10 protein-coding genes, 1 pseudogene and 1 riboswitch are annotated in these 14,474 nt (G+C 62.8%); of the genes and pseudogenes, 5 read left to right on the top strand and 6 right to left on the bottom strand.

Annotated elements, in window-relative coordinates; translation table 11 throughout:
* Positions 1 to 21: 21 nt before the first annotated feature.
* Entirely contained in the window at positions 22 to 2,316 is a 2,295-nt protein-coding gene (locus tag MESOP_RS25190; RefSeq protein ID WP_041164311.1) for an endonuclease/exonuclease/phosphatase family protein, read from the bottom strand.
* 188 nt (positions 2,317 to 2,504) lie between these two features.
* Positions 2,505 to 3,569 carry an aminopeptidase gene (locus MESOP_RS25185; protein WP_013896154.1) on the bottom strand — a complete coding sequence of 355 codons (1,065 nt, stop codon included), beginning with the start codon at positions 3,567 to 3,569 and terminating at the stop codon, positions 2,505 to 2,507.
* A gap of 27 nt (positions 3,570 to 3,596) precedes the next feature.
* On the opposite strand from MESOP_RS25185, the pseudogene MESOP_RS36280 reads away from it, so the two are divergent.
* Positions 3,597 to 3,869 (top strand): annotated as a pseudogene (locus tag MESOP_RS36280) (integrase); the annotation flags it as partial.
* A gap of 83 nt (positions 3,870 to 3,952) precedes the next feature.
* Here MESOP_RS36280 and MESOP_RS25175 read toward each other — a convergent pair.
* The 4 genes from MESOP_RS25175 to MESOP_RS33070 all read right to left on the bottom strand — a co-directional run bounded on the left by MESOP_RS25175 (position 3,953) and on the right by MESOP_RS33070 (position 10,308).
* The gene (locus MESOP_RS25175) at positions 3,953 to 5,443 is read right to left on the bottom strand and encodes a winged helix-turn-helix domain-containing tetratricopeptide repeat protein (RefSeq protein WP_013896152.1); all 1,491 of its coding nucleotides are present in this window, start codon (positions 5,441 to 5,443) and stop codon (positions 3,953 to 3,955) included.
* A gap of 875 nt (positions 5,444 to 6,318) precedes the next feature.
* Positions 6,319 to 6,738, bottom strand: coding sequence for an SgcJ/EcaC family oxidoreductase (locus MESOP_RS25170; RefSeq protein WP_013896151.1), 420 nt, complete (start codon positions 6,736 to 6,738; stop codon positions 6,319 to 6,321).
* Between the two features lie 208 nt (positions 6,739 to 6,946).
* A complete protein-coding gene (locus MESOP_RS33075) occupies positions 6,947 to 8,131 on the bottom strand; it encodes an autotransporter family protein (protein WP_245265132.1) in 1,185 nt (394 codons plus the stop codon).
* On the bottom strand, positions 8,089 to 10,308 hold the full coding sequence (locus MESOP_RS33070) for an autotransporter-associated beta strand repeat-containing protein (RefSeq protein WP_013896150.1): 2,220 nt from the start codon (positions 10,306 to 10,308) through the stop codon (positions 8,089 to 8,091). Before MESOP_RS33070 ends, MESOP_RS33075 begins: the two co-directional genes overlap by 43 nt.
* 354 nt (positions 10,309 to 10,662) lie before the next feature.
* Positions 10,663 to 10,872: riboswitch (cobalamin riboswitch) on the top strand.
* Positions 10,873 to 10,894: 22 nt separating this feature from the next.
* Here MESOP_RS33070 and MESOP_RS25160 point away from each other — a divergent pair.
* Genes MESOP_RS25160 through MESOP_RS25145 form a run of 4 tightly spaced genes read left to right on the top strand, consistent with a single transcriptional unit; the run spans position 10,895 to position 14,183 of the window.
* The gene (locus MESOP_RS25160) at positions 10,895 to 11,356 is read left to right on the top strand and encodes a DUF1636 family protein (RefSeq protein WP_013896149.1); all 462 of its coding nucleotides are present in this window, start codon (positions 10,895 to 10,897) and stop codon (positions 11,354 to 11,356) included.
* The gene (locus tag MESOP_RS25155) at positions 11,353 to 12,138 is read left to right on the top strand and encodes an ABC transporter ATP-binding protein (protein WP_013896148.1); all 786 of its coding nucleotides are present in this window, start codon (positions 11,353 to 11,355) and stop codon (positions 12,136 to 12,138) included. Before MESOP_RS25160 ends, MESOP_RS25155 begins: the two co-directional genes overlap by 4 nt.
* 48 nt (positions 12,139 to 12,186) lie before the next feature.
* Positions 12,187 to 13,134 (top strand): ABC transporter substrate-binding protein, encoded by a 948-nt coding sequence (locus tag MESOP_RS25150; RefSeq protein ID WP_013896147.1) that lies wholly within the window; start codon positions 12,187 to 12,189, stop codon positions 13,132 to 13,134.
* A complete protein-coding gene (locus MESOP_RS25145) occupies positions 13,134 to 14,183 on the top strand; it encodes a FecCD family ABC transporter permease (protein WP_013896146.1) in 1,050 nt (349 codons plus the stop codon). Before MESOP_RS25150 ends, MESOP_RS25145 begins: the two co-directional genes overlap by 1 nt.
* The last annotated feature ends 291 nt before the right edge of the window (positions 14,184 to 14,474 follow it).

Here is a 14,474-nt window from a genome sequence, read left to right as displayed (position 1 = left end):
GGCGGCTCGACCTCGGCTTTGCTAGGGCGCGGCCGCCACGGGTTCGTTCTTGCGCATCGTCAGTTCGTAGTTGAGCCGGTAGCGGCCGCCCTCGAATTTCCAGATCAGCGGGGTGCGCACGCCGTCGATCGAGCTGGCGCCGACCGGCAGGTCGGGAAAATCCCTGACATGGCTGGGGTCGTCCGGGCTGGTGTCGTCCTGCTCGAACACCTTAAGTCCGGCATGGTCGACGAAGGTAAGGTTCGAGCTGCCGAACCGCGTCGCCCAATCCTTCTGGTCGGCGGAGTCGTCGCAGTCGAACTCCACCTCGCCTGAAGCCGGAAAACGGATGGTGCGGCTGTCGATCGACAGTTGCGTGAAGATGTCGTCGGAGCCGAATTCCGGATTGGTCTCGTCCTCGCAGATCAGCGCCTTCATCTCGAGATTGCGCACCGTGGTCTGCATGGAGGCGCGCACCCGCACCGGCTGGTTTCCAGCCGCGGCCTGGTGGATGACCAGATAGCCACGCGTGCCGTCGCCCATGGCGTCGCTGACGATGCGGCTGCTGCCGGAAATAGCGATTGGGGGTTCGCCGCCATGCGGGTTGTCGAACTCCTCCAGCGTCGCCTTGTAGCCGTTCGGGTCGGGCAAGCCGTCGGCGGTCAGCGTGACGGTCTGGTCGGCGCCGCTGTCGGCCTGGCCGACGACGTCGAAACGGAACCAGGCTTCGTCCTGGCTGCCGAGCAGGCTGCCGGCTTCCGTGAGCGAGGCGAACTGCGGCGGCTCGCCAGGCTGCAGCGGGCAGGCCTCTTCCTTGGTCGCACAGGTATGGCGGCGCACCAGCAGCGCATAATTGCCTCGCCAGTCGCGGTCCTTGCCGGTGATGCGGATGAAGAACTCCTTGGGCAGCGCATAGGTGTGGACGGTGAAGGTCTGCTCGCCGTCTTGGATCGTCCTGGTGTCGCCGTAATAGCTGGAGATCGGCGTCGTCATGTTGGACGGCTGGTAGATGTCGATGTTGACGCCCGGATTGTCGGCGCCGATCGAATAGCTGCCCGCATCCTGGCGCACGACGTGGAACCACTGCATCGAACCCGGAAAGCGGATCTGGGTGACGTCCTGGCCGTTCCTGAAATCGATCACCTCCTCGGCCTGCGGCTTGCCGTCGGGCCCCTTCTTCGACTTCAGGTCGACTTGGTAGGCAATGCCCGGATGGCAGAAATTGTTGCCGAGATTGAGGTCGGCGGTCAAAAGATTGTGGTCGCTCTCGAGGTTGACGAAATCGACCGGGATGGTGACATGCTGGACGCAGATCGGTCCTTCGATGCCGCCGCTCAGATAAGGCTGCGGCGCGGCGAGGATATAATCGTAGCGCTCGCCGTCGATGTAGTTGGAGATGCCGGGGTCGGCACGGTTGGTCGCTGCCCAGCTGTCATAGTGCTTGGATGTCCAGTATTTGCCGGGACTGGCGAAGCGGCGCGCCCATTCGCCCATCGGCTGGTGGAACAGCGGCACGTTGAGGTCGCCCATCACCAGCACCCGTTCGCGCTTGCGCTGCGCTGCCGTCAGCGGCGACAGCGTCGTCTCGATCAGCTTCTGGACCTGGTCGAACTGCGCATCGCGGGCGTCGGCGTGAAGCTCGGGCGGGCTCTTGTCGAAATAGTCGGCCTGGGCATGGGTGAAGACGACCGTGTAATTGCTTTGCGAGGGCTGGTGGAGCAGTCGCACGATCGCCGCGCCCTTGCCGGACAGGCAGTCGACGCCGCCGCAATGATCGTAGAGCGTGAAGCCGACCTCGTCGGTCGCGGCATCCAGTGTCTCGCCGTCGTTCTTGCCCCATTTGAAGGTGTCGTCGGGCAGCGGCAGGAACTTGAAGTCCTTTTTGGCGAAGAACATCAGGCCGCTGTCCTCGCCGTCGATCTTCTCGATCGGCTCGCCATAGATGGCTATGGCCGCCGCCGGATCGAGGCTGGTGATGGCATCGACGATGGCCTGCGGCCGCACCTTCAAGAGCGCGGCGTCGATCTTGCGCACGAAGTTCGGATAGACCGGCGTCAGCCTGTCGATGAGGATCTGCTTGGCGTCCTCGTCCCAGGCCTCGTTGATGGCGATGATGTCGAAGCGGTCGGTGTCCTTGAGAATGGTCTCGGCGAGATGCTTGGCCTGTTTTTCGGTCTGGCCGTGGATCTGGATGAGGCAATCGGCGAAGTTCGGATTGGCGCATTTGAAGATCGGCGACAGCAGATAGGCGTTGAAGGTGGCGATGCGCACCGTTTCCACTTCCTGGCCGCTCGCGCCGATCGGCTCGGCAAGAAGCGTGACAGCAAAGATCGCCAACCCGGCCAGGACTCTGCCCAGCCAGGACCCGCAAGAAACCGCCAGCAATCGACCGCCCATCTTTGCCCCCGCGCTCACTGAACGAAACCCCGCTCACCCAATGAAACTATGACAAAGACAACCGTCCACACCATGAAGCGCTTCACATTGCCCTGCGGGCCAGGCTTGCGCGGCCTTGCTCGCCAATATCAGTTACAGGCAGCGGCGGTCTTCAGAGCCTGGGCTCGGGAAGGTGCGGGCAGATCCCCGATCCGGCGGACGGCGGCATAAAACCTTGGATAGTCGCCGGAGCACAAATCGAACAGGCGAAGAAATGCCGGAACCTGTTCGCCGTAGACAGCGGTCGCGGCGAGCTTGGCGTTGTTGATCGGGGCGGCGAACCAGGCATCGTATCCCCGATATCCGGCCCATTGCTTGTCGCGCATCCGCCGGTAGCGCACCCGCAGCCTGTCGATCGTGGCTGCCTTGGCAGCCGCCATCTTTTCCGGGGTACGTGGGCTACCATAGACTTGGCCCAACTCGTCCCGCGTTTTCGCGATCAGTCCGAGAAAATCGGCGCTACGCTTTCGATTGGCTTCGTAGCGGCGCAACCCGGCGCGGTTGCCGGTGGCGCGAAGCCATTTCCGCACGCCGCTGGTTTCGACGGAAACCGCGAAAGCCTCGTTGAACGCGGAGTCGCCGTCGACATAGATTTTCTGATGCGCCAGCTCGTGAAAGACAACGCTGGCGAGATAGGTGTCGTCCTGGCGAAGCATGGTGCTGAGCAGCGGGTCGCTGAACCAGCCCAGCGTGGAATATGCGGTGACGCCCGAAACGTAGACGTCGAGCCCCTGTCGTCGCAGTTCGACAGCACTTTCAGCCGCGGATTTCCGCGAAAAGTAGCCTCGGTACGGAACGCAGCCGAAGACCGGAAAACACCATGTAATTGGAGTCAGCGAGAATTGCGGCGCGGCAAAAACCGCATACGTCACATCGTCCCGACCGATGTCGACATAGCTGCGGTAGCTGCTGTTTTCGGGCAGCGCCAGTTCATCCGTGGCAAAGCGGCGTATGGCACTCGCCGACGTCAGCCTGGCGCGCAACGCCTCGGGTGTCGAAGGATCGCGGATCAGCCTCCCGACACTTTTCCGCGCCGCCATGATCCGTACATGGCCCTCCACCGACTGCGCATAATAGGAAATGCTGGTGCACCCGGTGATGGCGGACGCCACGATAACGGCGGCAAGCCATCGAAAAACCCGCTTCCTGCCCACTGCTTGCTTGTCTCCCCATGAAACGAAATGGGACATTCGTGCTACGAACTACCCGCCGGTCGCCGGGCATGGAATGCAGGCAAGAAGGTCGGAACGAAACGCCCTCTGAAACCTCGACAGATATGGGCGATTCGCTTCTTTTTCGATCGGGAGCGGCGTCTGCGAGACAGAGCGCTCTTCGATTTGGCGATCGACAGCAAGTTGCGCGGTTGCGACCTCGTCAAGATCAAAATAGGCAACCTTGTTGCCGGGCAGGATATCCGAACTCGCGCGATGCTCATCCAAAAGAAGACCGGCCGAGGCTGGCTGAGATCCGGGACGTTGCGAGCTAGATACGTGCCGGCGTCCGAAGGTTTGCCAGACGTCTTGCCGTCCGAGAAAGCTCATTTTTCCTCCTCAACGCGCTGCAGGATCGAGCGATAACGGTCGAGTACGGCAGGGTCTTCGTGGACCACCTCTTCTGTCAGAATGTCGTCCAGGGAATTTCCTACATGCCGGGAACAGGATGACCTTACGCGCGCGAGAGCTCCCCCGGCCTGCGCGGTTTCGCCCAGTTCTGCATGGCAGATGGCGACGTAGACAAGCGACCATGAGTGCAGGGTTGGCATTTTGGCGAAGCTGGCCAACCCCTCGCGGTAGCGTCCTGCGTTCGTGAGTATGATACCGAGCACATCATTAAACCATCCTACTGCGAACGGGTCGCGGCGCCGGGCCTGCTCCAGTTCGCGAAGCGCAGCATCGTACTTGCCGACGTAGTTGAGTAGAAGAGCGTTGTAGATGAGTATGAACGGATCGTTCGGATTGAGGGAGACGGCACGGTCGAGACTAGTTTCGGCTTCTCGGAATCGGCGCAGGAACATCGAGGCGAAACCGTTGGCGAGATGCGCGTAGGCCTCTTCGGAATCGAGTTGCAGGGCGGCTTTCGCCGTCCGTAGCCCAACCTCGACATCGTTGATGTCGTTGGACCAGAAGTATTTGATCGTCTCGACAAAGCTGAGCATGCCGAGCGCCCCTGCGAAGTCGGGATCGAGCTTGACCGCAATGCCCAGGAACGGCGCCGCTTGGACTGCCGTTTCAAGCTGGCTGACAAGCTGGAGCGCCCGAAGGTAGTTTTCGTACGCGGAGACATTTCCGGTCGGGTGAGCCCTGGCGCGCGATGCTATCGCCGTTCTGGCCTGTCGCGCCAGCCGAGCCGCGATCATCTGGGTGATGTCGTCCTGGATGGCGAAAATGTCATCGAGCTGGCGGTCGTAGTGCTCGCCCCATACATGAGCCATGGAAGCTGCGTCCGTCAGCTGCACGCTGACCCTGATGCGGCTACCGATTTTCCGAACACTGCCTTCCACGACATACTGGACACCAAGCCTCATCGCGACCTCGGCGAGGTCCCCCTTCTTACCACGAACGCGGAAGGACGAATTCCGCCCGATGACCAGGAATTCCCTGAATTTGCCGAGCTGCGCGATGATGTCTTCAGTAATCCCGTCGCTAAAATAGTCCTGCTCGGGATCGCCGCTCATGTTGTCGAAGGGAAGAACGGCGATGGAGGGTCTGGCTTGCATCGAAGCCGGGTCGGTCGCCGCAGAGGGCTTGGGACCAGCATACTTGTAGCCGCGACCATGCACCGTCACGATCATTTCAACGGGCAGCAGTTTTCGCAGCGCGGAAACATGGACCTGGAGCGTATTCTCCTCCACCACCAAGCCGGGCCAGGCGGCATCGAAGAGTTCGGCCTTGCCGATCACCTCGTCCGGCCGGTCCAACAACGCCGCTAGGATGTCAAAGGATCGCGCCGAAAGCTCGACCGGTCCCGTGGGTCCAAGCAGCAGCCGCTCGGTACGTTTCAGGCGAAAGTTGCCGAATTCCACGTCCATCACCAAAGACCTGTCGCTTCAGGGCAAGATAGCTGAAGCAGGATAGCTGAAGACGGTCCTGATGGCGAACTTCAGGAGTGTTCAGGTTCGTTGAGGAGTCTTCAGGTCTCGGACAAGGACGCAGGCATGGAGCGGTGTCATCCTTAGCGCTGCAGGAGAACCCATGACCGACATTTCGACTGATCCCCAAGTCCATTTTGGTTCAATAGTTATCCGGAGCACAGTCGTGGCTCGACGAAGCCTTCGAGGATCCCGAGCGTTACTGATTGCCATGGCATGTTTGGTCGGCGACGCATTCAGGATGGCCTACGTGGATCCCCTTGTCAGTCACGATCGCCAGCCCAAGATCGCGCCAGACAAAGATTTTGAAGGGCGGGACCCTACTTGGTGAAATATTCGCGCCTATCGAAGAACGCAAGCTATCCGCAATCTTTGCAAGGCAGCAGACGAACCGCTCTCTGGCCCGATCGTGCGGACAGGTGAACGTGCTAGCAGCAGCGGCTTTCTAGAACCGTACGTGACCATGGAACGATCGGGATGGTCGGTTGCTGCCGTTCGGTCACCGGTGATTGAATGGCAGCTATCTCACGGCCGATGCCCGAAAGCGGATTGTCCGGAACCAGCCCCCAAAGGCGACATCATGGGAATCCTGCCGCCGATGTTGGCGGATGTCCCCGCGTGCCGGATAGAAGGGAAATGACAACCAGCCTCGCACGTCACCCCAAACCCTTCGTCGACCGCTCCAGCGCATCCACCACCAAATCACAAAACTTTGCGTGATCCAGCGTCATCGCCACGCTGTGCAGGGGCCTTGTTTGTTTTGGGGTCGCCTGCCGGAGAATGGCAGCTTCGCGCGCCGTTTTCGGTGCGCAGGCTCAAGCTGCAGGGGCGATGATGGCAGGAACAATATCCGTGTTCTGAGCCACCTTGATGCGCCATCCCGACCGCCCTTCTTGGACGATCAGAAGCAATATGCCCTTCCTGATCCCGACCGGGGTTCCGTCCGGAGCAGATGCTCCCGTTAGGGTCCAACTGTAGTGAATGGAAGCAAGCCCCTGAGCCAATTCCACAACCGACGAGACATCGCCTTCCAGGCGGCTATCCCGAAACATGGTGTCATGAGTGGCTCGGTGCGCTGCTTCGATTTCGGACCGGTTCTTCCACCAGACACCTACGACGTTGACGAAATTAGCATCGGAAGCGAACAGAGATGCGAACTCATCCATGTCGTGCCGGTTCCAAGCGTTCGCAAAAGCGGCAGCGACATGCTCGGGCTTGCCGTTCGTCACGCTCATGACCCCACGCCTCCTGAATACTTCCGCTAACCATACAGGGGCCGGCAGCCGATGCGACCACTGCAAAAGTCAAATTTCAACTGAAACGCGGCATCGGATGCGGGATGCTGCTCGGCTTTCTCGGTGGTGAAAACGGTCGGGTCGATCATGGCCGCCACGCAGCACGCTGAGCGGCAGGTTCCGCAATGGACTGACGGCCACAGGCCTTCTACCACTTGACCCGCAAACCGAGCGAACCCGTCAGTGCATGGCTGTCACCGAAGTTCTCCAACCCCGTGCGGGCGACAGCTTCGCCAAAGACGGAGAACTTGTCGTCGGCCCAGTTGATCGTGCCGCCGATGCCGAGACCGCCCCATAGCCGCTCGTTTCGGCTTGAGAGGGTACTGCCGGCCAGGTCGACCGACGAGCCGTCCTCGAAATCGTAATAAAGGTTGGCGATCGTGTAGACATTCGTGTGCCCGGTCCGGCCGCTGCGGTCCTGCCACTGTGACTGGTGGTCCAGCGACAGGCCGAGACGGCCAAGCAGGCTGTCGTTGCTGCCGGGAGCAACTCTTGCGCCGAAGGCGTCGGTGAACGCGTCGAGGTCGACGGACGACCAGGCAAGCTGCGCTTGCGGCGTCAGCGACCAGCTCGGGTCGAGCATGATACGCTTGCCCGCTTCGACGCCGAGTGCGTAGCCGACGCCGTTGTTACCATCGACCAGCCGCTGTCCGGCGGTCGCCGAGTCGAGATCGCTGTCATACCAGATCACCTGCGCCTGGCTGTCGAGGTAGAACCCTTCCGCGCCGTACCAGGTCAGCGAGCCTGAAACGCCGGTGCCGGTGCTGTCGATCGACCCGCCGCCGAATAGCGACGAGACATCGGCTGATACGGTGCCGTACTGGAAAGCGACACCGCCGATGAGCTGACCGGCGGCGGTGTCGGAAAGGAGCATGTCTGCGCCAGTCTGAAGCTTCCAGGTCGAAGTGTCGTAAGTCGTCCCGGTTGTGGAGTTTTCCGGATCGTAGGAGCCGCTGGTGCCCTCGATCCTGCCCCACAGGCCGATGCCTGCCTCGGCCCTCACATCGTCGGAAACCCCGTCGGCGCATTGCGCTTCCACGGTCCACGACCGGTTGCCGAGTCGCTGCTGGAGCGTGCCTAGCTGGTTGAACGTCTGCAGCGCACCCGCATAGGCCTCGTACAGCGGTGCGCCGGCCTGATAGAGCGGCGTTCCGGGTCCACCGCCATCGATCAGGGCGGAACGCAGATACCAGTCGCCGTCGCCGGGTGTGCTCGTGCCGCCCTGGTAGAGCCGGTAGGCATAGGCGCCGCCGACCACCGCCTGATCGCCTTCGAAGGTGTAGTTGCCCTTTAGCGAGAAGCTGCCATTCGAGACGCCGCCGACATCGACGATCTTGATGCCTTCGACCGTCTGCGCCCCGCCGCCGCCGAGACCTGGAGCGTGCCCGTGCCTGACGTACCCCCGGCGATAACCATCATGTTGGTTTGTGAGTTGTCTGCACCCAGGGCGGTGCCGATGAGAATATTGCCCCCATTGCCGACATAGTCGCCGCTGACGGTCAGCTTGCTTCCAAGACTGCCGGCAATGCCCACCGTTCCGGCGTTGGTCAGCCCTGCGGTCGTCTGCGAGGTGCCGGCGAGATCGAGCGTCGCGCCCGAGGCGACCGAGAACTGCGAAGCGGAACTGAACGCGTTGGCCGCGCCCGCGGCGAGCGTGCCGCCATTGACCAAAGTGGCGCCGGCGAAAGCCGAGTTGTCCGAGGTCAGAACCACTGTTCCCAAGCCGTCCTTGACGAAATTTCCGGCGCCCGAGAGCGCGCCGGCATAGCTCGCATTGGCGGTCTGGTCGAAGGTGAACGAGGCGCCGGCGCCGATCGAGACATCGCCGCCGAAGCGCTCGGCCGCCGCGACGAGGCCGCCTTGGTCGATGGTCCAGTCCAGCAGCGACGTGCCTGAAAGGGTCAGCGTGCCGGCACCATCCTTCACCATCGCGCCGGTGCCGGAGATATCGCCGGCAAAGCTGGCGTCCATCGACTGGTCGAAGACGACCGTGCCGGCATTGCCGATGTCGCCCCGGATCGAGGCTGCATTGCCGACAAGCGTGCCGGCATTGACGATGTTGCCGCCCGTGTAGCTGTTGGATAAGTTGATGACATTGAGGGTACCCAAGCCGTGCTTGACCAGCGTGCCGGCGCCGGTCACCTGCCCGGTAAGGTCCAGTTGCGTGCCTCCGGCCGTTTCAAAGCCGCCATTGCCATTGAGCTGGACATTGCGGGCAGTGGAAAAGCTGGCGGTCGTGCGCAACGTGCCGCCGCCGAAACTGAGATTGCCCGAAGTCGCGCCGAGATTGCCGTCGGCGGCCACTTGAAGTGTCCCGGCGTTGATCACCGTGCCGCCGCTATAGGTGTTGGCGCCGGTCAGGATCGTCGTTCCGCTGCCGATCTGGCTGACCGAGCCAGTGCCGCTGATAACGCCGCCATAGGTCAGCGCATCGCTGCGGTTGAAGGCGAGCATGCCGGCGTTGGTGACGTCGCCGATGATCGAGCCGCTGGTGCCACCATTTCCCAGTTGCAGCGTGCCTTGCTGGATATCCCAGTTGGTGGTCGCCGTGTTGTCGGCCGTCAGTGCCCAGGTGCCGCTGCCGGTCTTCTCGAAAATATCGAAGTTGCGATACTGCCCGGCGGCGCCAATCGAACCATCCAGGACAGAGAAGCCGGTTCCGTTGAGCCGGAGGCGGTCGGTGGTCGCCGTGGCGTTCGCCACCACATTGCCGAAAATCTGCGAGCCGTCCTGGAGCTCGAGGTTGATTACGCCCGTCGTCGGCGTGACGCTCGAAATCCAGCCGATTGCGTTAGCGCCGGCACCGGCCCGGATCACGCCGCTGTTGACAATATCGAGTGAGACGGTAGCGCCGTTGGCTGCGATAGCGCCCCCACCCGGGCCACCGCTTTCGATGGTGCCGGTGTTGATGATCTGACCGGCGCCATTTCGAACGTAGACGCCAATGCCGCCGTTGCCGCTCGTAGCCGGCCCACCGCGGATGGTGCCGTGATTGGTCAAGCTCGCGACAGCGCCCGGGCCGCCGAAATCGACGCCCGAACCGCCGGATCCTGAAGCCCCGGTTCCGCCTTGAACCAAGCCCATATTGATCACCGCGGCCCCAGTCCGGATCTGCAGGCCCGCTGATGAAGTGCCGCCATCCGAGCCCTTGAACGTGCCCATCAGCGTCCGCACGGCGCCAGCGCCGGAAATTGCGACGCCGCTGCCCGGTGCGCCAAAGAGGGTGAAACCTTGCGTGTCGATCGTCAGCGGCTTAGTCGACGTCGGAAGGCTGGTGGACGACACGGTGAAGCTGCCGGTCAACGTGATCGTCGCGTTAGGATCAGGATCGGCATTCGCGGCGGTAATCGCGGCGCGAAGCGAGCCATCGCTGTTGGCGACGTAGTTGCCCGCGATCGCCTGGCGCGGCGCCACCCCGGCAACGACCAGCACTGCCAGGGAAGCCCCCGCCAAAAACCGGCCGCGCGCTGCAGTCAAAACCCCGCCGCGCGCGTGAACCCGTCCCACCATGCCTTCGCCCCTAATTCCAGATGCCCGAACGCAGCATGAATGCTACCGCCCGGCAATCCATCTATAGTCCAGAGGACTACCAAAACGCTAAGAATGTTGTGCAACTGCAACTATATAGCGGTGAGGACAAAATTTATATTTGTAGTATCTAAATTAGCCCATAAAACTATACAGGGGGGCGGGCCTGCGGTGGCATTGATCGAGGGATCGCTTGGCCGGCCCTCTCTGCCGGCAGACGTCTCGGCTTTCCAGACAATAGGGGTTGACATTATCCGCAAATATCGCTTCTAACGTAATGTTATTACATTAATAAACAGCATCGCAAAAACCCGTTGCGGTGCGATCGATGGAAATCTACGGTGGGTGCGTGATGGTCCCCGCGCCGAAAGGCAAGGGGTGAAAAGGGAACACGGTGAGATCCCCGGAAAGGGGTCGAGACCGTGGCTGCCCCCGCAACTGTAAGCGGTGAGCACGATCCGAAATGCCACTGGCCGGCAAGGCTGGGAAGGCAGGATCGAGCCGAGACCCGCGAGCCAGGAGACCTGCCATCACGGAGTTGACCGGACGGGGTGTGCCGGGAGGAGACGTGGACGTCGGTCTTGTCGGCCGGCTCGCCAACATCCTTCCGTCGCCTATCGAGAAAGACGGAAAGTTGGACGGCGCCATCGATCCCATTCATCTCATTCACCGCATCATCGTGTGCACGCTTTGCCGCGGCGTCCCGAGTGGGATCAGGTCGGGCGAAAGCCTGTACATCCTGCGCTCCCGGCTCTCGGCCCCTGCGGTGGCGCAAGGCTTCACGGTCGAGGGCGTCGAGTGCATGGCGGGCTGCGCGCGGCCGCTGACGGTGGCCTTCCAGGCGCCGGGCAAGGCCGCCTATCTGTTCGGGTCGATCGATGCGCAAGCCGATGCCGGCGATCTCGCGCGGTTCGCCAGCCTCTATGCCTCGCTCGCCGACGGCTGGTGCAATTCCGGGCAACGTCCGCCGCGACTGGCCGGCAAGACCGTGGCCCGCATCCCGGGCACGCCTGCGGAGGGAAACCGATGACGCCGCTTCTCGAAGCGCGCGATCTGGGCGCGACGGCGAACGGCCGGGACCTGGTCCTGTCGGTCAGCCTGTCGGTGGCATCGGGCGATCGGCTCGCCATCATCGGCCCCAACGGCGCCGGCAAGACCACGCTGCTGCGCATGCTGTCGGGCATGCTCAGGCCCAGTTCCGGGGAGGTTAAGCTTGGCGGCCGGCGCCTGGACAGGATTTCGGCCGCCGAGCGCGCGCTGCACATCGCCGTCGTCGGCCAGACCGACCAGCCGGATCCGCGGCTCGCGGTAATCGACTATGTCGAGCTTGGCCGCGTCCCGCATGCCGGCTTGAGGCGCAGGAGCGAGGAACGCGACATCGTCGTTGACGCGCTGCGCCGGACCGGCCTGTTGCCGCTGCTTGGCCGCACCATCGGCTCGCTGTCGGGCGGCGAGCGCCAACGCTCTCAGCTTGCCCGCGCCATCGCCCAGCAACCGAAGGTCTTGTTCCTCGACGAGCCGACCAACCATCTCGATCCACGCGCCCGTGGCGAACTGCTCGAACTCGTGGCCGGCTTCGGCATGACGGTGATCGCGGTGCTGCACGATCTGGCGTTGGTGGCGCCCTTCGCCACCAGGGTCGCGGTGATGAACGAAGCCCGGCTGCATGCGCTGGCGGCACCGCGTGAAGCACTGACCCAGCAGCTGATCCGCGAGATCTTCGGCGTCGACGTGTTTCGCCTGCGCCATCCGACCGAAGACCGCGAACTGACGGTGTTCGACGTTCCGAACCGCGCCGCGCCGTCTTCCTGATCGAAGACCATTCCTCATCCGACACTGTTCAGCCAAGGAGCAAAATCCGTGAAACGTCTTGCTATGTCGCTCTTCTTCTCGCTGCTGGCCTCGACGGCCTTCGCCTTTCCCGTCACGGTCGACAGCTGCGGCAAGCCGCTGACCTTCGACGCGCCGCCCAAGCGCGCCGTCATCCAGGATCTCAACATGGCCGAGATGGCCTTCGCGCTGAAGCTGCAGCCGTCGATCGTCGGGCTGACCGGCATCACCGGATGGTACAAGGTCGGTCCCGAATTCAAGGCCGAGCAGGGCTCCATCCCGGAACTGGCGCCAAAATACCCGACGCTCGAAAACCTGGTCGCCGCCGAGCCCGATTTCTTTTTTGCCGGCTGGTACTACGGCATGAAGCCGGGTGGCGAGGTGACGCCCGACACGCTGGCTCCGCACGGCATCAAGACGCTTGTGCTGACCGAAAGCTGCGTCCATCTCGACAAGAGCAGGTCCGCCGCCTCGATGGACCTGCTCTATGGCGACGTCGAAAAGCTGGGCAAGATCTTCGGCAAGGAAGCCGACGCGGAAAAGCTCGTCTCCGGCTGGAAGGCACAACTAGCCGATATCACCGCGAAAGTCGGCAGCGCCAAGGGAACGCGGGTGTTCCTCTACGATTCCGGCGAGGACAAGCCGTTCACCGCCGGGAAATTCGCCATCCCCAGCGCCATGATCACGGCGGCCGGCGGCGACAACATCATGGCCGACATGGACACCAGCTGGGGCAACACGGACTGGGAAACGGTGGCGTCGCGCAACCCGCAATTCCTCATCCTGCTCGACTACCAGGATGGCGGCGGCTACAGGAAGCTGCTCGATTTCCTTAAAGTCCACCCGGCGATGAAGGAGACCGACGCGGTCAAGAACGAGCGCTTCGTGGCGCTGCGCTATGCCGAACTGACGCCCGGACCGGCAAACATCGAGGCGATCGGCAAGATCGCCAGGGCGATGCATCCGGAAGCATTCTGATGCATCTTGCGCTTACGCATAAATCCGGCGCGCTTTCGGGGCACAAGGCATTCACGCTGGCCATGGCGGCGGGCGCGGTGGCGATGGCGGCCCTGGTGCTGCTGTCGATCGCCTATGGGTCGACGCTGATACCGATGAGGGATGTCATTGCCGCACTTGGCCATGCCATCGGGCTGGAGGAACATTCGGTATCGGGCCCGATCGGCACGATCGTCGTCGATCTCAGGTTGCCGCGTACGATCCTGGCGATCTGTGTCGGCGGGGGCCTGGGCATCGTCGGTGCGCTTTTGCAGACGGTGACTCGCAACGATCTAGCCGATCCTTTCCTGTTCGGCCTGTCGTCGGGAGCCGCGGCAGGCGCGGTTTCCGTCATCACCGTCTTTGGCGACAGTTTCGGCACCTGGACCTTGCCGGTCGCGGCTTTCACCGGCGGCATACTGGCGGCCTGCATCGTCCTGCTGCTGGTCACGCGGGTGCGGGGGCAAGGCCCGGAACGGCTGATCCTCGCCGGCCTTGCCGTCTCCTTCATGTTCACGGCATTGACCAACTATTTGGTCTTTGCCGGAGACCAGCGCGCGGCCCATTCGGTGCTGTTCTGGACGATGGGCGGGCTTGGGCCGGCGCGCTGGGACAATGTCTGGCTGGCTGCGGTGGGCGCCGGCACGATTGCGGTTTACGGGCTCTGGAACCATCGCCGGTTGGACGCTTTCCTGGCCGGTGAAAGTGCCGCCGAGAGCCTTGGCGTGCCGGTGGCGCGGATGCGCCGGGCGACATTTCTCGTCGCCGCCTTCTCGACGGCAATCCTGGTCTCCGTCGCCGGCGTCATCGGCTTTGTCGGGTTGATGATCCCGCATCTGTCGCGCCCGCTGGCCGGTCCCTTGCATCTGCGCCTGATCGCGAGCTGCGCGCTATTCGGGGCGGTGCTCTTGCTGGCAAGCGATCTCCTGGCCCGGACATTGCTGCCGCCGCAGGAACTGCCCATCGGCATCATCACCAGCTCGCTTGGCGCCTTCTTCGTCGTCACCATGGTCGTCCGGAACCGCGTGTGAAGGCAGCGTGTCCTGCTCAGTTCGGCTGTTTCCGGGGTCGCGTCGTTCACCTGGTGCTCGCGGCGCTGGTCCTGCCGCCCTAGGCGAAAGATAGGCCCGCTGCGGGAGCAACGGGCCATCAACTTGGGCCGCGGCGAATTGCCCGATCGCACGTCGGCATTGGGCAGTGGGCCTAGTGGCCCCTATCACCCGGCTTGTGGCCCGCGTCGCGCGTGTCAGCCATGGTCAGACTTGCCGTGATTCCGACGGCGGTGGAGCAGAGGACGACGATAGCCAGAACCCTGAATATTG

This window comes from Mesorhizobium opportunistum WSM2075, from assembly GCF_000176035.2.
GTDB classification, from domain to species: domain Bacteria; phylum Pseudomonadota; class Alphaproteobacteria; order Rhizobiales; family Rhizobiaceae; genus Mesorhizobium; species Mesorhizobium opportunistum.
The sequence above is the reverse complement of the archived record's forward strand: the minus strand, read 5'-3'. Positions and strand labels throughout refer to the sequence as shown.

Coding starts and splice junctions, on each gene's coding strand:
- MESOP_RS25175 (WP_013896152.1), bottom strand. CDS start 5,443: ATGGACGTGGAATTCGGCAACTTTCGCCTGAAACGTACCGAGCGGCTG.
- MESOP_RS25170 (WP_013896151.1), bottom strand. CDS start 6,738: ATGAGCGTGACGAACGGCAAGCCCGAGCATGTCGCTGCCGCTTTTGCG.
- MESOP_RS33070 (WP_013896150.1), bottom strand. CDS start 10,308: ATGGTGGGACGGGTTCACGCGCGCGGCGGGGTTTTGACTGCAGCGCGC.
- MESOP_RS25155 (WP_013896148.1), top strand. CDS start 11,353: ATGACGCCGCTTCTCGAAGCGCGCGATCTGGGCGCGACGGCGAACGGC.
- MESOP_RS25145 (WP_013896146.1), top strand. CDS start 13,134: ATGCATCTTGCGCTTACGCATAAATCCGGCGCGCTTTCGGGGCACAAG.